The sequence below is a fragment of the Micromonospora sp. NPDC048909 genome (assembly GCF_040649635.1).
Classification (GTDB): Bacteria; Actinomycetota; Actinomycetes; order Mycobacteriales; family Micromonosporaceae; genus Micromonospora.
The window spans coordinates 24,713-45,232 of the sequence record NZ_JBEZFU010000007.1 but is presented as its reverse complement, the minus strand read 5'-3'; the positions used below and the strand labels follow the sequence as shown (position 1 = coordinate 45,232).

The window sequence follows — 20,520 nt, the reverse complement described above, 5'->3', positions numbered from 1 at the left end:
TGCGGTTTATCACCAACCCCACCGGGTAGGCCCACCCGTCCGTCCTGGGCGGCGATGGCCGGTCCGCGGCGGCCGAGCGCTGTGCGTCGGCGCATGGTGGCAAACCTTGGACGAGGAGGACCTGAGGTGCAGGAGATTGTTGGCGAGAGCCTGGCCCTGCGGCTGGTGGAGTGGGGGGTCGACACCATCTTCGGACTGCCGGGCGACGGCATCAACGGCCTGATGGAGGGCTTTCGCCGGCACCGGGACAAGCTGCGGTTCGTGCTGGTGCACCACGAGGAGGCGGCGGCCTTCATGGCCACCGGTTACGCCAAGGCGACCGGCCGGCTCGGAGTCTGCTGCGCCACCTCCGGGCCGGGCGCCATCCACCTGCTCAACGGGCTGTACGACGCCAAGCTCGACCACGTGCCGGTGCTCGCGATCACCGGCATGCAGGAGACGTCGGTGCTCGGCTCCTACTACCAGCAGGAGGTGCACACCCAGCTGCTCTACCAGGACGTGGCCGCTTACAACCTGATGGTGACCAACCCCGAGCAGATGCCCGGCGTGGTCGACATCGCCGTCCGCCATGCCCTCAGCAAGCGCACCGTCGCGCACCTGACCTTCCCCAACGACCTGCAGGTCGCGCCCGCGAGCGCCGCTCCATACCGGCACGTCAGCCCCGGACAGCCGCCGTCGAGCAACCCGGTGCTGTCGTGGCCACCGGTCCCGGCCGCGCAGGCCGATCTGACCCGTGCGGCGGACGTGCTCAACGGCGGGACCAAAATCGCCATGCTGGTGGGCGTCGGCGCCCGCGCGGCACGCCAGGAGGTCCTCGCTGTGGCGGACGCTCTGGCCAGCCCCATCGTCAAGACCCTGCCCGGCAAGATGGTGGTACCTGACGACCACCCGCTCACCACCGGCGGCCTCGGCCTGCTCGGCACCAAGCCGAGCGAGCAGCTGATGGAGGAGTGCGACACCCTGCTGATGGTCGGCACCTCCTACCCGTACGGGAAATACCTGCCCTCCCCCGGGCAGGCGCGGGTGGTGCAGATCGACGTCGACCCGAGCCTCATCGGCATGCGGTTGCCGGTCAGCGCTGCCGTCACCGCCGACGCCCAGCTCGCGCTGCAACAGCTGCTGCCGATGCTGCAGCCCCGCACCGACCGGTCCTTCCTGACCAAATATCAGCGGGAGCGGGACACCTGGCTCTCGGACATGGCGGCGTTGCAGGATCCGAAGCGCACCCCGATCGCACCGCAGTACCTGATGGGCTGCGTCGACGAGGCCGCAGCGGACGACGCCATCCTGACCTGCGACTCCGGCACCATCGCCACCTGGTCGGCGCGGCACTGGACGATCCGCGGCGGGCGGGAGTACTACCTCTCCGGCAACCTCGCCACGATGGCCCCCGGCCTGCCGTACGCGATCGCGATGCAGCACGCGTACCCCGGCCGGCAGGTCATCGCGTTCGTCGGGGACGGCGGCTTCGCGATGCTGATGGCCGAGTTCCTCACCGCCGTGCGGCACGAGCTGCCGATCAAGGTGGTCATCAACAACAACAACGCCTACGGCGAGATCCTCTGGGAGCAGATCATCCTCGGCTACCCCGAGTACGCCGTGCGGCACCGGCAGCCGGAGGGGGACTTCGCCGCCTGGGCCCGGGCCTGCGGCGCGTACGGCGTCAAGGTCACCGACCCGAAGGCGCTGCCCGCCGCGATCCGGGACGCCCTCGCGCACCCCGGGCCGGCGCTGGTGGACTGCGACGTCAACCCGAACGAGCCGCCGATGCCCGGCAAGATCAGCTACGAGCAGGCGAAGTACTTCACCGAGGCCTTCCTGCGCGGGCAACCGCACAAGCTCAGCACTTTGGCCACGGTCGCCCGCGACAAGATCAACGAGCTGCGGAAATGACTGGGATCCTGCTGCCCGCGCCGGCCGTGCGACCCCCTGCCGGCGCCATGGGGTCCCGCTGGTGTCCCGGGGTGGCGGTACCAGCCTCGCTGGCGAATGCACCAATACCGCCGTCGTCCTCGACTGGTCCAAGTACTGCCACCGGCTGGGACGGCCCGTCGGCCTGGTGAATTCTGCTCACCGTCTGGCCGGCGCCACGACCCGCACCTCCGACAGCGCCGGTGAGCAACACCTGCGCGAACCGTCCAGCCACCAAGCCCGCCGACCGACGTCACGGAGGCAACCACGAGCGTGACGAGACGCTCAGCGGCCTCGATCAGCCCGCTTCTGCGACCGGTGCCATGAGGACCGCGCTTTGCGGGGACGGTCATCATCCTGCGCACGTGGTGGCCGAGCGCAGAAGTGCGCTCGGCCACCACGACCGACCTCAGGTCAGCGCTGACCCCCCAGGTACATCGCGTTGAACAGCAGCCGGTAGGTGCCGTGCGACTGAGCCCGGTGCTGCGGCTTGAAGCCGATCATCACCACCTGCCCGTCGCCCACCTTCGCGGTCACCACGGCCGCCTTGCCGCCGATGACGTCCTCACCGAGGAGGAAGCCGCTCTTCAGCAGGTTGCTCTTCGGCCAGGTGGCCGCCACCGTGACACCCTCGGCGCCCTCGTTGACCTCGAACGCCGGCCCGTCCGCGACGAACGCCGACGCGTTCGGGTCGAACCCGGCGGCGACCGGGTCACTGGCGTCGACGTTGAGGTTCAGCACCGATCCCGGGATGTTGTAGGAGGTCTCCGCTACCCCTTCGGTGACGTCCTTGACCGGCACGCCGAACGCCTTGATCGGCAGTTGGGCGGCCTTGTTCAGGGTCACCACCGTGCCGCCCGCCTCGACGAACGCCTTCAGGTTGGCCACGCCAACGTCGGTCATTCCGCCGGTGTACTCCGGCGGCAGCGAGCCGGCCGCCCGGCCGTTGCGCATCGAGGTGTAGGTGGCGTCGGGCAGCACGATGGTGTCGAACCTCGCCCGCAGGTCACCGGCCCGGACCGACGCGTTCGTCAGCTTCTCGTACCGGAAGCCGAACTGGTCCAGGATCAGCCGGGTCCAGCCCTCGTCGTAGTTGTTGAAGCCGTCGTACAGCCCGATCCGAGGCGCGACGAGTTCGGTCACCTTCGCCGGCTTCGCGTCCACCGCGGCGATGCTGAGCCCGAACTGGGTGGCGAGCCCCGTCACCCGCGCGTCGGTGCCCGGACGCGGCGTGACCAGGAACGTGCCAGCCGGCAGCTTGCCACTGCGGGTGGTCACCTCGGCACTGCTCTGGAGGACCTTGTCCCCCGCCGCGAGCAGGGCGTTCACGGCGGCCGAGCTGTCGTTGACGCGGGGGTCGAGGGCGTAAGCGTACTTCGGCGCACCGGCCACCGCACCGGTCGGCACCGTCGGCCGGTCGACCGCGACGGTCTCGGCCCGCACGGCCTGGTCGAGCTTGTTGACGGTGACGCCCATCTGGAACGAGAGCGTGTAGCCGGTGATGTCGTACGGAGGCTCGAGCGGGCCGCCGGGGTAGAGCCGCCGATCCGGGTAGACCTGCGGGTTGAGCAGGTCCAGCACCGCTGCCCGGTAGGGCTGCGCCTCCCGGACGAGATAGCTGCCGGCCGGGTACCTGCGGTCGCCGACCGTGAACGGCTTCACCGCGCGCTCGACCCGGATGTTGTTCCAGCGCAGCTTGTCCACGAGCTTCGTGGCGGTCGGGAAGTCCGCCTGGTCGGCCGGGATCACGTAGGTGGTCGAGGCGCCGTTGATCGCCCCGTCCCGGGCCATCTGCGCCGCCCCGTAGAGCAGGGCCTCGCGGTCGTCGCTGGCCACGCGCAGCATCGCCCACGAGGCCGTCTTGATGTAGTCACAGCTCTGCGACAGGTGCCACTCGCCGCCCTTCCAGGGGCTGGGGTAGAAGACCGAGGGCTGGCTGGTGGAGGTGCCGTCCGCGAAGGTCTTCGGGAAGGTCGCGGGGTCGTACACCCGGGGCGTCGCCGAGGCGTGCGCGGTCTCGGTGAGGATGCCGATCTGGTTGTGGTAGTACGGTGCGGTCCGGGCGCCGCCGTTCCACCAGATGTCGTACGACTGGCGGGCCAGCGCACCGCCCTTACCCTCGCGTTCCAGCCGCTGTCCCATCGCGTCGCCGACGATGTTGACGCCCCGGACCACCTGGGGGTGGATGTTGGGGTTCAGCGGGTCCTCGTAGGGCGGGATGCTGATCCGGGCGGGGAAGACCGCGGTCTGGTGGACGTTGTGCATGACCTGCGGGATCCACTCGTGGAACAGTTGGCGCCCGACGTTCTGCGTCTCCTGCAGGTTGAACATGTACCAGTCACGGTTGTTGTCGTGTCCGGCGTACTTCTGGTACAGCTCGGGATAGCCGGCGTCCTGGTAGGGCCCACCCAGGTTCTGCCGGTACCACTCGGCGACCTTCGTCCCGCCGTCCGGGTTCACGTTCGGCACCAGCAGGGTGATGAGGTTGTCCCGGATCGCTCGCGCCTCGGACGTCTCGCTGGTCACCAGGTCGTACGCGAACTGTGGGGCGGTCTGGTGCCCGGCCACCTCGGTGGAGTGGATGCCGAAGTCGACCCAGGCGATGGCCTTGCCGTTCTTGGCGAGGTCGCGGGCCTGGGACTCGGAGAGCGAGTCGCCCTGGGAAAGTCGTACCGAGGTTTCCCGGTAGCGCCGCAGGTTCGCGTCCTTGAGGTTCTTCTCGGAGGAGACGATGGCCATCAGCTGCGGCCGTCCCTCGCTGGTCTTGCCGATCTCGACCAGTTTCATCCGGTCGCTGGCCTTGTCGAGCTTCCGGTAGTAGTCCGCGATCTGCTCGTAGGTGGCCAGCTTGTAGTCGGTACACGGCGCCCAGCCGATCACCGACTCCGGCTTCGGCACGCGGTTCGAGGCGGTGGCGGTGGTCGCCGACGTCAACACTGGCGAACCGACCAGAGCCAGCGCACATGCGACCGATACCGCGCTCCGAGACAGTCTTCGTTCACCTGACACCCCTTCGCAGTACGTATACGACGGAAAAGGTTCCGGCAGGGGCGGCCGCGCCAACTCGGATGGCACGATTCAACAGGCTTCGATCGATGTCTTGGCACGCTCAGGGTGGCAATTGAGGAAATCTTGAGGCTCGGCACTCTCTGAATGAAGGTGCCGGGCCGGGCCGTGACGAACGGGCGGGCATCGGCTGCCCGCCCGTCGCACGTCACTGGCTGAGTTCGGCGACCTCCTCAGCCGTCAGGCGCAGCGCTTCGGCAGGAGCCGCGCCCCGCGCGCCCGCGCCGGTGGGCGGATCGGCCGGCCGCCGCAGATGCCAGTCCGTCACCGCCTGGTAGGCGGCCACCACCGACAACAGCCGGTCCTCGGCGTACGGGAGACCGCCCAGGATGGTGCCGATCGGCAGCCCGGCGGCGGTGGAGCCGATCGGGAAGGCGATCTCCGGCAGGCCCAGGATGTCGAAGGGCACCGGGTCGGTCTGCACCACCACGTCGCAGTCGTCGAAGAGGTCGTTGAGCACCTGGTCCATCAGCAGCAGCTTGGCCCGCTGACCGGTGATGAACTCGTTGCCACCCATCAGCGCGCCCTGCAGCCAGCTGGTCACCGACACCCCGAAACCGCGCAGGTCGGTGCGCAGGTACGGCATGAACGGCTCGGCCCGCTCGGGCAGCCGGATGTTGTTGAAGGTGCTACCGGTCAGCTGGCTCCAGTCGTCCGGCAGCGGCACGTCCACCAGGGTGACGCCAGGGATCGCGGCGAGCTGTGCCAGATAGGCCGCACGGGCCAGCGCGGTGGGCGAGGTGCCGTTGACGAAGCCCGGCAGCACCCCGATCCGGGTCTTCCAGCGCAGCTTGACCCGGCGCCCCTGGTAGACCGGGCTGGCCGCATCGATCAGGTTGGGTACGTCGGGCAGGCCCTGGCTGCGCGGGTCCATGGGGTCCTCGCCCGCCATCGCGGTCAGCATGATCGCGGCGTCCTTGGCATCCCGGGCCAACGGGCCCGGGTGGTCGCGCGTGTAGGTGAGCGGGATGATGCCGGCCGCCGAGACCCGGCCCATGGTCGGCTTGAGGCCGGTGAGGTTCTGCGCGTTGGACGGGGCCGTGATCGAGCCACCGGTCTGCGTGCCGATGCCGGAGGTGGCCATCCGGCCGGCAACCGCGGTGGCGGTGCCGGTGGAGGACCCGCCCGGGTCGGTGCCGCGGTCGGTCGGTGTCCAGGCGTTCACCGTGGTGATCACACCGGCCGGTGTGGTGGCACGGGTGGTCGCCAGCGGGCCCATCTGAGTCTTGCCGAGCACGATCGCGCCGCTCGCCTTCAACCGGGCCACCGCGGTCGCGTCGTACGGCGGTACGAAGTCCTTGAACAGGAAGGAGTTCGCCGTGGTGGGGACCCCTTCGGTGTAGTAGTTGTCCTTGATGGCCAGCGGGATGCCGTGCAGCACGCCGTGTCGGGGCCGGCGCCCGACATCTCGCGCGCCCGCAATGGCCGCGTCGGCGAGCACCCGGTTGAACGCCTGGTAGATGCCGTCGTACCGGGAGATGCGGGCCAGGTACGCCTCGACCAGGTGCTCGGGGGTGAGTTTGCCGGCCCGGATGAGCCAGGCTGCCTCGGCGATGGTGAGCTCGGACGGATCGGCGAGCGCCTCCGGCCGAGGCTCGGTGTAGGCGTTCGGCTGGTCCAGCGGCCGTCTCGCCCCTCCCGGCTTGGTGCTGGTGGCCAGACCGCTGCTCGCCAGCGCAACCGAGGGCAGTCCGACGTTGACGCCGACGGCTGAGACGGTGGCCAGCGCCGCGGCGCGAGCCAGGAACGCCCGGCGGTCGACCGTACGATCGATTGGTTCGGACGTCATGCCTTCCGCCATTCCGTGCTGTTGGAGGGGTAGAGGACCGGCGCGTGCTGCTGCGACAGCGCCTTGGCGGTGTCGGGATCGGTGCCGTCGGGAGCGGGCAGCTGGTACGCGGCGAGCGTCGCCACGGTGCCCCGCACGAAGGAGCGCAGCGAGGCGAGCACGGAGTCCCGGCCGGGCGAGCCGGTTTCCGGGTCGGGGCTGGTCCCCGGCGGAAGTTGGTCGAGGTCGATGCCGAGTGCGGCGAGCCGGGCGCGGATCAGAACGTTCAGCTCGGCATCCGTCGGCGGAGTAGGTGCCATGATGCTCCCAAGTCGTGCGACAGGGGGTGTCGCGGGTCCCGGTCGAAGTGGACTGACCGTAGGCCGGTCGCGATTCGTGGCAGCGCGATGCGGGTAGAAGTTGAGGAATATTTGAGTTTGCCCATGAGGCGGCGCTTACGGAACACATTCCCGACCATCGATGAGCTGGGTTAGACTTCGTCATGCGTCGAGGTCTCGCGATCCTGGTTGCCGCACTCGTCATCGGCCCGTTCGTCATCGGCGCGGAACACGCCTCCGCCGTGACCACGCCTCCGGCGGCGGTCATCGCCAGCGACTTCCCCGACCCCGACGTCATCAAGGTGGGCGGCACCTACTACGCCTACTCCACCAACAACGGCTTCGGGAACGTGCCGGTCGCCACCGCGGCCTCGCTGACCGGGCCGTGGACCCGGCGAGCGGACGCGCTGCCCGGCCTCGGCGCCTGGGCCAGCGGCGGCCTGACCTGGGCCCCGGACGTGTCCGCACGCGCCGACGGCCGATACCTGCTCTACTACACCGCCCGGAGCCGGGCGGTCGGCCGGCAGTGCATCGGCGCGGCGGTGGCCAGCTCGCCGTTGGGCCCCTTCGTCGCGGTGGGCGCCGGGCCGTTGATCTGCAACGGCGCCGAGGGCGGTGACATCGACGCGTCCAGTTTCACCGACGGCGACGGGCTGCGCTACCTGCTCTACAAGGACGACGGCAACGCCATCGGCCAGCCGACCAGCCTGTGGCTGCAACGGGTGGCCGCCGACGGCGTGACGCTCCAGGGCGCCCGGGTGGAGCTGCTGCGCAACGACCGGCCGGAGGAGGCCGGCGTCATCGAGGCACCGGTGCTCACCCGGGTCGGGTCTCGCTACGTGCTCTTCTACTCCGTCGGCGGATACGGCGGAGACAACTACCAGACCAGCTACGCGACCTCGACCGCGCTCGCCGGGCCGTACACGAAGGCCTACCGCTCGCTGCTGACCACCGCCACCCTGGACGGCGCGGTACGCGGCCCCGGCGGCGCCGACGTGGTCCGCGAGGCCGGCGGCGACCACCTCGTCTTCCACGGCTGGATCAACAACTACACGGCGCGTGGCATGTACGTGGCCGCGCTCGGTTGGGCCGGCGAGTACCCCGTCGTGCGGGGCAGCCGGGTCCGCTACGAGGCCGAACGCGGGGCGCTGCACAACTGTGCCGCCCGGAACACCCCGAGCGCCTCACAGGGGCAGGTGGTGGCCTACCTCGACCACGCCGACAGCTGGGTCGACGTCACGGTCTTCGCGCCACGGGCCGGCGCCTACACGGCCCACATCGCGTACGCCGCGGGTTACGGCGAGGCCCAGCACACCCTGACCGTGAACGGTGGGGCGTCCCAGGTGGTCACCTACCCGGACGCCGGTTGGGAGAACTGGCGACAGGTCCGCGCCGACGTCACGCTGAACGCCGGCTTCAACACCCTGCGGCTCACCCACCTCAACCGCTGGGCCGAGATCGACTTCATCGAGATCGCGTGACCACCTCGGGCCTCCCCTCCGGGGGTGAGCATCAGATCGGACGTGCCCACCAGGAAGGCGACGGCCGTCCGGCGTAGCGAAGGGCCAGAGACTCGGGCCCGGCAGCCCGGTCCGGGCGGAGTGGGAACCCGATGAGCGGGCCCCTCCGACCGAAGGGGCCCGCTCCTGCGAATCAGCTGGCGAGTGAGCCGCCCCAGTTGTCGACGCCGAGTTGGCCGTTGGTGTCGTTGATGAAGCGGTGTTCGAGGGTGCCGTTGGTGGTGCGGTAGAAGACGTGGTGTTGGCCGGGGGTGGAGAGTCCGACGGGGTCTGCGGTGACGACGCCGAGGGCGCCCCAGGTGTCGTTGCCGGGGTTGGTGCCGGGCCACCAGTACCAGTGGATGAGGTCGCCGTTGGTACGTCGGGCGAGGATGTGTTGTTGGTTGCCGTGGACGAAGGCGTGGGGGTTGCCGGTGAAGGCTCCGCCGGCCCAGACGCCGCCGTTGAGGGTGCCGGTGGGGTCGTCGAAGAAGCGGTGTTGCAGGTTGCCGTCGGTGTTGCGGTAGAAGATGTGGTGTTGGTTGCCGGCTTAGGAGAAGCCGGTGGGGTCGGAGGCGACGCCTGAGGTGATGCCCCAGTTGTCGACGGAGGGGTTGATGCCGGGCCACCAGTACCAGTGGATGAGCGCGCCTGAGGCGGTGCGGGCGAAGATGTGCTGTTGGTCCTTGTGGACGAAGGCGTAGGGGTTGCCGACGAACGTGCCGCCGGGCCAGACGCCGCCGGCGACCTGGCGGCTCACGGTGTCGTAGAAGCGGTGCTCCAGGTTCCCGGCCGGGTTGCGGAAGAACACGTGCTGCTGGTTTCCGTAGGCGAAGCCGGTCGGGTTGGACAGCACGAGGCCGGCGGTGTTCCAACTGTCCAACCCCGGTGCCGCCGTTCCGCTCTGGAACCAGTGCCGCAGGGTGTTGTCGGTGCCCCGGGCGAAGACGTGTTGCAGCCCGTCGTGCACGTAGCCGACGGTCTTGCCGACCAGCGGACCGCCACCCCAGTCGGGCCGGAGGATGCCGGTCGACGGTGACCACGACAGGTTGATCAACGTGCCGCCGGTGTTGATGGCGGCGAAGTGCTGCTGGTCACCGTAGACGTACGCCGGACCGGCGACGCCGGTTCCGAGACCGCCGCCGGCGAGCAGCCGCGCGACATCGGCCCGCATCGCGTCCAGGTCGACGAAGGAAGGGTCGATCTTGCCGGTGGTGCTGGTCTCGCGATGCCCCCGCGCGTAGCTGGCGTCGCGGCCGAGCCGGCGCAGCACCGCCGCGGTCGCCCGTACGGAGTTGCTGTACTGCGCGGCGGTCATCCGCTGGTCGGTCGCCTGGTCGCCGCCGTAGTCGATCTCCCAGCCGACCAGCATCGTGTTGCCGTCGCCGGCGGGGATCGGCCCGCTGCCCCGGCTGGCGCCGGCGTGGTTGCACCGGCCGGCGGAGATGATGTGGAAGACGCCGTTGTAGTCGACCAGCGCCTGGCAGAGCGGCCCCTGGAGGTCGGGCCGGCCGTAGATGCAGGTGTTCAGCGCGGGATGTGGGTTGCTCGGGCTGGAGAACGCCGCCGTGTGGTGCCACAGCACACCGATCGGGTTGAACGAGCCCGAGACCATGCGGTTGCGCCAGTCGCCCTCCTCGACGACCGGGATGCCCTCGGCGCGCAGGACGTCGGCGAGCCACGGGATGGTGGCCATCAGGATGCCTCCATCAGATCGGCGACGCACTCGGCGGGGCGGGGCTTGGCCTGGGCCGGGCGGGCGGCCAGGGTGACGGCGGCGACCACGACGGCCGGAAGGCCGAGCAGCGTCCGGCGGGCAAGCCGGAGACGTGTGCGGGTCATGACACTCCTTCAGATGCGGTGCAGCGGAGGTGGATCAGGTGGGGAGTGAGCCGCCCCAGTTGTCGACGCCGAGTTGGCCGTTGGTGTCGTTGATGAAGCGGTGTTCGAGGGTGCCGTTGGTGGTGCGGTAGAAGACGTGGTGTTGGCCGGGGGTGGAGAGTCCGACGGGGTCTGCGGTGACGACGCCGAGGGCGCCCCAGGTGTCGTTGCCGGGGTTGGTGCCGGGCCACCAGTACCAGTGGATGAGGTCGCCGTTGGTACGTCGGGCGAGGATGTGTTGTTGGTTGCCGTGGACGAAGGCGTGGGGGTTGCCGGTGAAGGCTCCGCCGGCCCAGACGCCGCCGTTGAGGGTGCCGGTGGGGTCGTCGAAGAAGCGGTGTTGCAGGTTGCCGTCGGTGTTGCGGTAGAAGATGTGGTGTTGGTTGCCGGCGTAGGAGAAGCCGGTGGGGTCGGAGGCGACGCCTGAGGTGATGCCCCAGTTGTCGACGGAGGGGTTGATGCCGGGCCACCAGTACCAGTGGATGAGCGCGCCTGAGGCGGTGCGGGCGAAGATGTGCTGTTGGTCCTTGTGGACGAAGGCGTAGGGGTTGCCGACGAACGTGCCGCCGGGCCAGACGCCGCCGGCGACCTGGCGGCTCACGGTGTCGTAGAAGCGGTGCTCCAGGTTCCCGGCCGGGTTGCGGAAGAACACGTGCTGCTGGTTTCCGTAGGCGAAGCCGGTCGGGTTGGACAGCACGAGGCCGGCGGTGTTCCAACTGTCCAACCCCGGTGCCGCCGTTCCGCTCTGGAACCAGTGCCGCAGGGTGTTGTCGGTGCCCCGGGCGAAGACGTGTTGCAGCCCGTCGTGCACGTAGCCGACGGTCTTGCCGACCAGCGGACCGCCACCCCAGTCGGGGCGGACCACACCGGTCGACGGTGACCAGGAGAAGTTCGTCAGGCTGCCACCGGTGTTCACCATCGCCACGTGCTGCGCACCACCGAACAGGTAGGCCCGACCGGCGACCGCACCGCTGGTGCCGGCCCGTGCCTCGGCGAGCAACGTGCGGGCCTTGGCCTCGCTCTGGTCGTACCGGTCAGGAAACGCGGACCGCTGCACTCGCTGCGCGATCTGACCGGCGGTGCACGTCGGGCAGCGGCCGTCCTCGACCTGGGCGCGGCTGAAGAACTGGGTGGCGGCGTACTCGACGTTGAGGATCTGCTCGGGAGTGCCCCAGCCGTAGCTCGGCCGCTGCTGGAAGACCCCGAGTGAGTCCTTGTCACCGCACGGCAGGTTGTTCATGTGCGACTCGACCCAGCCGGCCTCGAAGCCGGCCAGCATCACCCGGTCGGAGACGCCGCGGGACAGCCCGACCTGGTAGACGATCCGGATCACGTTCGGGTCGTGGTTGGGTGGGATGTACTGGCACGCGGCGGCGGCGGGCGCGCCGGCCGCGACGACCGCCGCGGTCGACGTGAGCGCCGCGGCTGCGATCGCCGCGCCCAGTCGGTGACGGATGCTTCGGGTACGCACGACAGGCTCCTCGGGGTCGGTGGGGGCGGTGCGCGGGCGGCGCGGCATCTCGGCGGCAGCCCCGGGGATGTGCAGAGAAATCGATTGCCCTGAGTTTCCGAATGACGGTGACGCCTGTCAATGGGTGGGCGAAGGATTTCTACGAGATTTGGGGGAGGGGTGGCGGATACTTCCTCCATCCCTCGAAACCGGACGGGCAGGTATTGACAAGTATCGAAGGCCGCAGTTTACTGCGCCGAGCAATCGATTTCTGTCGCGCCCGGACGGCACTCCCGAAGGGACACCCATGAGGCTCCGTACCCCCCGCTGGCTCGGTGTCGCCACCGCGGCGTTGCTCGCCACCACCGCACCCGCGACAGCCACCGCCGCCCCGCCGGCCGCCGCCGGACCCGGCACGGCCGGCGTGACGGTCCTCGCCACCGCCGACGACAAGGGCCCAATCGGTTGGGACGCATACCGCAGGCTGGACCGCCTCCCCGAACTGGCCGCCGGCACCCGCACCCGCCAGTTCTCCAGCTTCGGCCGCGACGGATCCAACGACGACGGCTTCGTCGGCACCTACTCGTGTCTTCGCCAGAGCGGTGGCTGCGTCATCGCCGAGGACCGTGGCCCCGGCGAGGTGCAGTCCATCTGGTTCACCCGCGACGGCGGCAACGTCAGCGCCACCGGTTGGATCCGCATCGAGCTCGACGGGGTCACCGTCGTCGACACCGCGCTGCAGAACCTCGTCAACGGCGGTCTCGGCAGCCCGTTCGTCGCTCCCCTCGTCACCAACGCCGACCAGACCTCAGGCGGCGTCACCGTCAAGGTGCCGATGCCCTACCGCGACTCCATGCGGATCACCACCCAGAACAACCCGCTTTTCCACCACGTCACGTACCGCGAGTTCGCCGACCCGGCCGGCATTTCCCGGTTCAACCCCGCCGACCCGGCCACCGACGTGCTGGACAAGCTGCGCGCCGCCGGCACCCGTGACCCGAAGCCGGCCCAGCCCGGCGCGACCACCGCCGGCGCCACGGTCAGCGTCCCCGCCGGCGGGCAGGCCACCCTCGCCACCCTCACCGGGCCACGGGCGATCACCGCGCTGCGGCTGCGGGTGCCCGACGGCGCGGCGACCGAGCCGAACCTGTCCGGCCTGCGGATACGGATCACCTTCGACGGTCGGACGACCGTGGACAGCCCGGTCGGTGAGTTCTTCGGCGGCGGGCTCGGTGAGCGCGGCGTCCGCTCCCTGATGTTCGCCATGGACGCCGCCCCCGGCGGCTGGTACAGCGCGTGGTGGCCGATGCCGTTCCGGTCCACCGCCATCGTCGCGCTGGCGAACACCACCGGCGCCGCCGTCAGCGGCGTCCAGGCCGAGGTGACCTCGGCGCCGGGCACCCAGTGGACGGCGGCGCTCGCCGCCGACGGGGTTGCCGGCTACTTCACCACCCAGTCCCGTCGGGCGGAGACCGTCGGCGGCAGCGACTGGATCGTCGCCGACCAGACCGGCCGCGGCAGGTTCGTCGGCATCTCCCACACCATGCGCGGCCACATCACCGGCGGCAACACCCGCAACTATCTCGAGGGCGACGAGCGGGTGCACGTCGACGGCTCACCGACACCGCAGCTCTACGGCACCGGCACCGAGGACTTCTACGAGTCCGGGTGGTACTTCAACCGCGGCGAGTACAGCGGCGTCTTCACCGGCAACACCGCCCACCTCTTCCGCGCCGGCGGTTGCGTCGACGAATGCGACGCCACCTACCGCCTGATGATCGGCGACGCCGTGTCGTACGCCAGCGCCCTGCGCTTCGGCATCGAGCACGGGCCGGCCAACGACATGCCGGCGAACTACGCCTCGACGGCGTTCCTCTACGCCCCCGCCCAGCCCACCGTCACCGTGCGCCGGACCGACACGCTGGTCACCGGCGACGCCGTCAGCCGGGCCGCGCACGGCTACACCGACGCGGCGGCGACCCAGTACGCGCTCACCGCGCCGTTCGAGGGCGACGACGACAACCTCACGGTGAGCGGCCAGGTCCGCGCCAGCACGGCCGCGATCAGCTTCCGGGTCGCCGTCGACCCGGCCAACCAGGGCGTACGGCTGCGCCGGCAGGGCGACCAGCTGAGCGGCTACCAGCAGGCAGCCGTGGCGGTGGACGGCTTAGCGGCCGGCGTGTGGCTGCAGCCGCTGGGCAACGGCCGGCAGCGTTGGCTGGCCGACGAGTTCGTGCTGCCGGCATCGCTCACCGCGGGTCGGTCGACGGTCACCGTCACGCTGACCCCGGCCGCAGGCGCGCCCGCCTGGACCGCGGCCCGGTACCTCGCCGAGAGCATGGTCCCGCCGTTCGCCGACACCGTGGCACCCGGCGCCGTGTCCGGCGTGGCCCTGGCCGGCGGGCGGGTCCACGCCCTGGGCCTGTCCTGGTCCGAGCCGTCCGACAACGTCGGGATCGCCGGCTACCGCATCTACTCCTCAAGCGCGCCCGGAGTCGCGATCACAGCGGCCAACCTGGTCGGCACGACGCGGACGACCGGGTTCCGGCACGGCCCGCTGCCGGCCAACCAGACCCGCTACTACCGGGTCGTCGCCGTCGACGGCGCGGGCAACACCGGCGCCCCGTCGGCCGAGGTGTCGGCGACCACCCGACCGCGCGCCGCCAGCGACGTCGACGGCGACCGCCGCGACGACGCCGTGGTCTTCACGCGCGGCACCGCCGCCGACGTGTTCGCCTCGCTCTCCGACGGCGGCCGGTTCGTGCAGGACGGCTGGCTGTGGAACGACTTCTTCGCCCCGGGCGCAGAGCTGCCGTTCACCGGGGACGTCAACGGCGACGGCCGGGCGGACGCCATCACGTTCACCCGGGGCGAGCTCGCCGACGTCTACGTCGGCCTCTCCACCGGGTCCGGATTCGCCGGCGGGGCCAAATGGCACGACTTCTTCGCCACCGGCACGGAGATGCCGGCGGTCGGCGACGTCAACGGCGACGGTCTGACCGACATCATCACCTTCACCCGGGGCGAGAACGCCGACGTCTACGTGGCCCTGTCGACCGGCTCCGGCTTCGGGCCCGGCCTCAAGTGGCACGACCGCTTCGCCGTCGGCACCGAGGTACCGGCGGTGGGCGACGTCAACGGTGACGGCCGCGACGACATCGTGACGTTCACCCGCGGCACCCACGACCAGGCGGACGTCTACGTCTCGCTCTCCGACGGCACCAGGTTCGCCGAGGAGGGCTGGAAGTGGCACGACCACTTCGCGGTCGGCAGCGAGCTGCCCGCGGTCGGCGACGTCAACGGCGACGGCCGCGACGACATCGTGGCATTCACCCGGGGCATGGCCGGCGACGTGTTCGTGGCCCTCTCCGACGGCGGCCGGTTCGTGCAGGACAACTGGAAGTGGCACGACCTGTTCGCGCTCGGGACGGAGCTGCCGGGCGTCGGCGACTTCGACGGCGACGGACGCGCCGACGTCGTGACGTTCACCCGCGGCACCACGGCGGACGCGTTCGTCTCACTCTCCGACGGTGGGCGGTTCGTGCAGGCCACCTGGAAGTGGCATGACCACTTCGCGACCGGCAGCGAGCTGCCCCGGCCGAGCGTGTGACCATGCGCGCCCGATCCCGTGAGCCCACCCGGGGCGGGCGGAGGCGGTCAGACGTCGACGGCCGGGCGGACCGTGACGGCGTTCCTGCGGACGCCTCCGGCCCCCCGGCCCGGGCCGACCACTGCCCGGCGCGGACGGGACGTCAGAGGTTCAGCGGCGCCGGGTCGGTGGCCAGCTCGCGGAACCGCGACCGCGGGTCGGGCACCAGTCGCCGGGCCGCCAGGTCGAGCAGCCCGCCCACCCCGGTCAGCGTCGCGACCGGGGTCCCGTCGAGGAGGGTGTAGTCCTGCTCGAGCTGGAAGGTCCGGCCCTCGCCCCAGCGGAACCCGCAGGACACGTCCAGCTCGTCACCGCCGCGCAGCTCGCGCAGGTATTTCAGCGTCACCTCGAGGGCGACCGGCCCGACCCCGGTGGCGAGCAGTCGGTCCTGCGAGATGCCGGCGGCGCGCAGACACTCCCACCGGGCGTGCTCGGCGTACTGGAGGTAGACGGCCTGATTCAGGTGGCCCTGGGTGTCGAGCTCGTAGCCGCGCACGGTTATGCGCGCGCGGAAGGGATCTCCCATGCGCCCGAGCGTAACCGGCGGGTACGACGCGGGCCGCCACCTGGTCGAGCCGGGACGTCTCCCGTCGGATCGTGACAGTGGCCAGTAGCCCGGGGTGGTCGGTCGCTGCGCGCATGCCGATCGACCTGCGGCAACAGACCGTGATGTCGCTCGTCGCCATGAGGTGTTGCAACGCGCCGTCGTCGATCCGCAGGTAGCCGGGCAGCACGCAGGACCGTACGTCGGGGACACCGCCGTGCCGGAGATTGAGGTCACCGCTCAGCACGGTGGGCGCGTAGCCGGCGCTCCTGCGGATCGTCGGTACGACCGTGTCGAGCAGGTGGCCGCACTGGGCGAGCGCGACGGTGGCGCTGGTGGCCGCCAGGTGGGTGGTGCAGGCGTGCAGCGTGCCGGGGATGTGGACGCAGAGCCAGGCCCGTTCCTCCGGGTCCGCGAGATCCTGCGTCGGGTGGATCCCGCTGTGCACGGTGTGCCCCGGGTACGGCGCCCGAAGGTGGGTCAGCAGCCCGATGCCGTACGGCTGGCCGTTGCGGCACCGGGTGACGTCGCCGGTGGGGCGGTCACCGGCAGCCTTGAAGGCGGACACGACCGTGTCGCCGCCGTGGACGTCCGCCAAGGCGCGCGCCAGCGCGGCCACGTCGTCCTGACAGATCTCATTGAGGGTGACCAGGTCGGGCACTTCGGCGCGGATCACCTCGGCGGCCCCGGTCACCGATCGGCCGGTGTAGCAGCCGGCGCGGCCGCTGTTGCAGAGGTTCATCTGGAGCACCCGCAGGACCGCGGATCCGGCGGTGTCGGCGGCCACCGACGATCCGGCCGGCAACCCGGCGGTGGCGATCAGGCACACGACGGCCAAGGCTCGGCGCAGATTCCGGGATGAACGATCAGCCATGCACCGAGCACGGAATTCCACCAGGGCGGGGCCACGCGGAAGACGGTGCCGCCGTGGGCGGGGGACGTCGGCGGCGCTCGGACATCGGACTCCGGGTGGGGGAGGCGACCGTCGTCGCCGGGGCCAGCGATCCTCCCGCCGACCGTAGCAGGATCGCCCGCCACCACCCCGCCCGCTCGCGCCTCGTCGACCGCGTTCCGAGAGCGACGCCGTATCGACGGTGGTTCGGCCGGACGTCGGCGGCGAGAGAGAAAAACGTATGCCAATCGACCTTGATTCGGAAATCGATTGCTGGAACAGTGGCGCCATGAAGGTCGCGGCTGTCCTGGGCGTGGACATCGGCACATCGAGCAGCAAGGGCGTGCTCGTCGACGTCGATGGACGCGTCCTGCGCTCGGCCACCCGGACGCACGAGGTGAGCCGGCCCCGACCCGGCTGGGTCGAGATGGACGCCGACGTCTGGTGGCAGGAGTTCGTCTCGCTCAGCCGCGATCTGCTGGCACCGGGCGACGCGGAGGTCGTCGCGGTCGGGGTCAGCGGCATGGGTCCCTGCGTGCTGCTCACCGACGCCGCGAACGTGCCGCTCCGCCCGGCCATCCTCTACGGCGTCGACACCCGCTCGACCGACCAGATCGCCCGGCTCACCGAGCGGTTCGGCGCCGACGAGATCCTGCGTCGGTGCGGCTCGGCCCTGTCCAGTCAGGCTGCGGGCGCGAAGGTGGCCTGGGTGGCCGAGAACGAACCGCACCTCTACCGCCGCGCCCGTCGGCTCTTCATGCCCAGCTCGTGGCTCGCGCTCAAGCTCACCGACGAGTACGTGCTGGACCACCACTCGGCGAGCCAGTGCACGCCGCTGTACGACACCGACCGCCACGACTGGTACCAACCGTGGGTCGCCGAGATCGCCCCCGGGCTGGTCCTGCCTGAGCTGCGTTGGCCCGGCGACGTGGCCGGCCGGGTGACGGCGGAGGCGGCGGCGGAGACCGGGCTGCCACCGGGCGTCCCCGTCATCACCGGAACCATCGACGCCTGGTCGGAGGCGATCAGCGTCGGCGCCCAGGGCGTCGGCGACCTCATGCTGATGTACGGCACGACGATGTTCCTGGTCCACACGGTCGCGGCCCGGGTCACCGACCCGTCGCTGTGGGGGACCGTCGGCGCCCTGCCCGGGACCCGTAATCTCGCCGGTGGCCTGGCGACCTCCGGAGCCATCACGGCGTGGTTGCGCGAGCTGTTCGGCGCGCCGGACTATCCCGAGCTGCTCCGCCTCGCCGAGGCCTCCGGTCCGGGCGCCCGAGGGCTGCTCATGCTGCCGTACTTCGCCGGCGAACGCACGCCGATCCTGGATCCGCGGGCCCGCGGCATCCTCGCCGGCCTCACCGTCTCGCACGACCGCGGTGACCTCTACCGCGCCGCGCTCGAGGCGACCGGCCTCGGCGTACGCCACAACATCGAGACCATCGAGGCCAGCGGCGGTGACATCCGGCGCGTCGTCGCGGTCGGCGGGGGTACCCAGGGCGGGCTCTGGACACAGATCGTCTCCGACGTCACCGGACGCGCCCAGGTGATCCCCGCGCAGACCATCGGCGCCAGCTACGGCGCGGCCTTCCTGGCCGCGCAGACCGGGTGGTCCGTCTCGATCGAGGCGTGGAACCCCGCCAAGGAGATCCGCGAGCCCCGCGCCGAGTTCACCGCCGACTACGACGAGCTGTACGGGCTGTATCGCGAGCTGTACACGAGTTCCAAGCGGGTCGCCCACGCGCTCGCCGCACGTCAGGTCCGGTTCCTGGCCGCCGCTCGGACGGATGCCAGCGAAGAGCAACGCACCGAAGGAGTCGCCCTATGACCAGCTACACGCTGCCCGTGCTCGCCGACCCGCCGTCGGCGGCACCCGGCACCGTCTACACGGTTGCCAGCGGCGATCTCCGGCTCAGCGCGAACGTCACCTGCTGGCCCACCCAGCAGCAACTGGAGGCCGACCTCACGGCGGCGGTCAACGCGCTCGGCTGGAAGGTCGAGCGCGGGCACGGCATCGACCCGGGCAAGGGACACGGGTTCATCGACAGCCAGCGCGCGGGCATCGAGGTCTTCAAGCGGATCCCCGCCGACGCGCCACTGATCGTGGTCGAGGCCGTCTGGCAGTACAGCCACCACGTCCTGGCCGGGTTGCGCAGCCACCGGGGGCCGATCCTCATCGTGGCGAACTGGAGCGGCGAGTTCCCCGGCCTGGTCGGCCTGCTCAACCTCACCGCGAGCCTCACCAAGGCCGGTGTTGCGCACTCCGCGCTGTGGAGCCGGGACTTCACCGACGAGTGGGCGATCGGCGGGCTGCGGACCTGGCTGGAGACCGGGCAGCTGCGCCACGACACCAGCCACGTGCGTGACCTGCCCGCGCTGCCCGACGACCCGGAGGTCGCACTGGGCCGGTCGCTGGCCGGCCAACTCGCGACGGAGAAGGCCATCATCGGCGTCTTCGACGAGGGCTGCATGGGGATGTACAACGCGATCTTCGACGACGAGCTGATCAATCCGCTCGGCATCTACAAGGAGCGGCTGTCGCAGAGCGCGCTGGTCGCCGAGATGGCCCGCGTCTCCGACGAGGAGGCCCAGGCGGTCCGCCGGTGGTTGGACGACGCCGGGATGACCTTCCACGTGGGCACCGACGAGGCCACCGAGCTGACCGAGGCGCAGTTGCTCAGCCAGTTCAAGATGTACGTCGCCGCACTGCGCATCTCCGACGACTACGGCCTGGACGCGGTGGGCATCCAGTACCAGCAGGGCCTGAAGGACACCGTTCCGGCCAGCGACCTCGCCGAGGGCCTGCTGAACAACGTTCAGCGGCCACCGGTGCTCAGCCGTGACGGGAGCCGCGAGCTGTACCCGGGGGCGCCGCTGCCGCACTTCAACGAGGTCGACGAGGGGGTGGCTGTCGACTCGCTGGTCACCAATCGGATCTGGACGGCGATGGGCCTCGACCCGGCCACGACGTTGCACGACATCCGGTGGGGCGAGCGGTACGGCGACGACTTCGTCTGGGTGTTCGAGATCTCCGGCTCGGTGCCGGCGTCGCACAACGGCGGCTACGACCGGTCGTACAGCATGCGCCAGCCACCGATGTTCTTTCCGCTCGGCGGGGGCACCCTGAGCGGGGTGTCCAAGCCGGGGGAGATCGTCTGGTCGCGGGTGTTCATCATGGACGGCGCGCTGCACGTGGACCTGGGCCGCGGCACCGTCGTCGAGCTGCCGGCCGAGGAGACCCAGCGCCGGCTGGACGCCACCACGGCGCAGTGGCCGATCATGCACGCCGTCCTGCACGGCGTCGACCGGGACCAGTTGATGGCGCGGCACAAGGCCAACCACGTCAACGTCGCCTACGCGCCGGATGCGGCGACCGCCGACAAGGCGCTACGGGTGAAGGCGGCCATGTTCGCCGAACTCGGCGTCCGGGTGCACGTGTGCGGTGAGGTCAACCTCTGACGGCTCGCGTGGGTCGATCCCGCACAGCCGCGGGCGGGTCATCTGAGTGACGGCACCGGCCGC

General features: G+C 70.7%; 14 protein-coding genes. 6 read left to right on the top strand and 8 right to left on the bottom strand.

The genetic code is table 11. The features are described from left to right. Positions 1 to 126: 126 nt before the first annotated feature. Positions 127 to 1,893 carry a thiamine pyrophosphate-dependent enzyme gene (locus AB0C04_RS20190; RefSeq protein WP_357056697.1) on the top strand — a complete coding sequence of 589 codons (1,767 nt, stop codon included), beginning with the start codon at positions 127 to 129 and terminating at the stop codon, positions 1,891 to 1,893. A 432-nt stretch (positions 1,894 to 2,325) separates the two neighbouring features. On the opposite strand, the gene AB0C04_RS20185 is transcribed toward AB0C04_RS20190, so the two are convergent. From AB0C04_RS20185 to AB0C04_RS20175, 3 genes are all read right to left on the bottom strand, one after another. Next, positions 2,326 to 4,848, bottom strand: a complete 2,523-nt coding sequence (locus AB0C04_RS20185; RefSeq protein ID WP_357056694.1) for a M14 metallopeptidase family protein — start codon at positions 4,846 to 4,848, stop codon at positions 2,326 to 2,328. A 277-nt stretch (positions 4,849 to 5,125) separates the two neighbouring features. Next, the gene (locus tag AB0C04_RS20180) at positions 5,126 to 6,766 is read right to left on the bottom strand and encodes an amidase (RefSeq protein WP_357056691.1); all 1,641 of its coding nucleotides are present in this window, start codon (positions 6,764 to 6,766) and stop codon (positions 5,126 to 5,128) included. After that, positions 6,763 to 7,065 (bottom strand): hypothetical protein, encoded by a 303-nt coding sequence (locus AB0C04_RS20175; RefSeq protein ID WP_357056688.1) that lies wholly within the window; start codon positions 7,063 to 7,065, stop codon positions 6,763 to 6,765. The genes AB0C04_RS20180 and AB0C04_RS20175 overlap by 4 nt, the downstream gene beginning before the upstream one ends. Before the next feature lie 182 nt (positions 7,066 to 7,247). Between AB0C04_RS20175 and AB0C04_RS20170 the strand changes: the two genes are divergently transcribed. After that, positions 7,248 to 8,564 carry a family 43 glycosylhydrolase gene (locus tag AB0C04_RS20170; RefSeq protein WP_357056685.1) on the top strand — a complete coding sequence of 439 codons (1,317 nt, stop codon included), beginning with the start codon at positions 7,248 to 7,250 and terminating at the stop codon, positions 8,562 to 8,564. A 172-nt stretch (positions 8,565 to 8,736) separates the two neighbouring features. On the opposite strand, the gene AB0C04_RS20165 is transcribed toward AB0C04_RS20170, so the two are convergent. The 4 genes from AB0C04_RS20165 to AB0C04_RS20150 are packed head-to-tail and all read right to left on the bottom strand — an operon-like array spanning position 8,737 to position 11,934. Continuing rightward, positions 8,737 to 9,087 carry a hypothetical protein gene (locus AB0C04_RS20165; RefSeq protein WP_357057267.1) on the bottom strand — a complete coding sequence of 117 codons (351 nt, stop codon included), beginning with the start codon at positions 9,085 to 9,087 and terminating at the stop codon, positions 8,737 to 8,739. Positions 9,088 to 9,132: 45 nt separating this feature from the next. Further along, complete coding sequence (locus AB0C04_RS20160; protein WP_357056682.1) at positions 9,133 to 10,278, bottom strand: N-acetylmuramoyl-L-alanine amidase; 1,146 nt, start codon at positions 10,276 to 10,278, stop codon at positions 9,133 to 9,135. Continuing rightward, complete coding sequence (locus AB0C04_RS20155) at positions 10,278 to 10,424, bottom strand: hypothetical protein (RefSeq protein WP_357056679.1); 147 nt, start codon at positions 10,422 to 10,424, stop codon at positions 10,278 to 10,280. Before AB0C04_RS20155 ends, AB0C04_RS20160 begins: the two co-directional genes overlap by 1 nt. A gap of 34 nt (positions 10,425 to 10,458) precedes the next feature. Next, on the bottom strand, positions 10,459 to 11,934 hold the full coding sequence (locus AB0C04_RS20150; RefSeq protein ID WP_357056676.1) for a M23 family peptidase: 1,476 nt from the start codon (positions 11,932 to 11,934) through the stop codon (positions 10,459 to 10,461). A gap of 286 nt (positions 11,935 to 12,220) precedes the next feature. Here AB0C04_RS20150 and AB0C04_RS20145 point away from each other — a divergent pair, with 286 nt between their 5' ends. Beyond that, positions 12,221 to 15,523 (top strand): DUF2961 domain-containing protein, encoded by a 3,303-nt coding sequence (locus AB0C04_RS20145; protein WP_357056673.1) that lies wholly within the window; start codon positions 12,221 to 12,223, stop codon positions 15,521 to 15,523. 142 nt (positions 15,524 to 15,665) lie between these two features. Here the strand turns inward: AB0C04_RS20145 and AB0C04_RS20140 are convergent, their stop codons facing one another. Further along, positions 15,666 to 16,088, bottom strand: coding sequence for an acyl-CoA thioesterase (locus AB0C04_RS20140; RefSeq protein WP_357056670.1), 423 nt, complete (start codon positions 16,086 to 16,088; stop codon positions 15,666 to 15,668). 235 nt (positions 16,089 to 16,323) lie between these two features. Here AB0C04_RS20140 and AB0C04_RS20135 point away from each other — a divergent pair, with 235 nt between their 5' ends. The 3 genes from AB0C04_RS20135 to AB0C04_RS20125 all read left to right on the top strand — a co-directional run bounded on the left by AB0C04_RS20135 (position 16,324) and on the right by AB0C04_RS20125 (position 20,457). Further along, positions 16,324 to 16,968, top strand: coding sequence for a hypothetical protein (locus AB0C04_RS20135; RefSeq protein ID WP_357056667.1), 645 nt, complete (start codon positions 16,324 to 16,326; stop codon positions 16,966 to 16,968). 319 nt (positions 16,969 to 17,287) lie between these two features. Continuing rightward, complete coding sequence (locus AB0C04_RS20130; protein ID WP_357056664.1) at positions 17,288 to 18,826, top strand: FGGY-family carbohydrate kinase; 1,539 nt, start codon at positions 17,288 to 17,290, stop codon at positions 18,824 to 18,826. Next, positions 18,823 to 20,457 (top strand): fucose isomerase, encoded by a 1,635-nt coding sequence (locus tag AB0C04_RS20125; protein WP_357056661.1) that lies wholly within the window; start codon positions 18,823 to 18,825, stop codon positions 20,455 to 20,457. Before AB0C04_RS20130 ends, AB0C04_RS20125 begins: the two co-directional genes overlap by 4 nt. Positions 20,458 to 20,520: the final 63 nt, after the last annotated feature.

Bases quoted from the DNA above. Each gene is read 5' to 3' on its own strand.
- AB0C04_RS20160 (WP_357056682.1), bottom strand. From the start codon at position 10,278: ATGGCCACCATCCCGTGGCTCGCCGACGTCCTGCGCGCCGAGGGCATC.
- AB0C04_RS20170 (WP_357056685.1), top strand. From the start codon at position 7,248: ATGCGTCGAGGTCTCGCGATCCTGGTTGCCGCACTCGTCATCGGCCCG.
- AB0C04_RS20155 (WP_357056679.1), bottom strand. From the start codon at position 10,424: ATGACCCGCACACGTCTCCGGCTTGCCCGCCGGACGCTGCTCGGCCTT.
- AB0C04_RS20180 (WP_357056691.1), bottom strand. From the start codon at position 6,766: ATGACGTCCGAACCAATCGATCGTACGGTCGACCGCCGGGCGTTCCTG.
- AB0C04_RS20140 (WP_357056670.1), bottom strand. From the start codon at position 16,088: ATGGGAGATCCCTTCCGCGCGCGCATAACCGTGCGCGGCTACGAGCTC.
- AB0C04_RS20145 (WP_357056673.1), top strand. From the start codon at position 12,221: ATGAGGCTCCGTACCCCCCGCTGGCTCGGTGTCGCCACCGCGGCGTTG.
- AB0C04_RS20130 (WP_357056664.1), top strand. From the start codon at position 17,288: ATGAAGGTCGCGGCTGTCCTGGGCGTGGACATCGGCACATCGAGCAGC.
- AB0C04_RS20175 (WP_357056688.1), bottom strand. From the start codon at position 7,065: ATGGCACCTACTCCGCCGACGGATGCCGAGCTGAACGTTCTGATCCGC.
- AB0C04_RS20125 (WP_357056661.1), top strand. From the start codon at position 18,823: ATGACCAGCTACACGCTGCCCGTGCTCGCCGACCCGCCGTCGGCGGCA.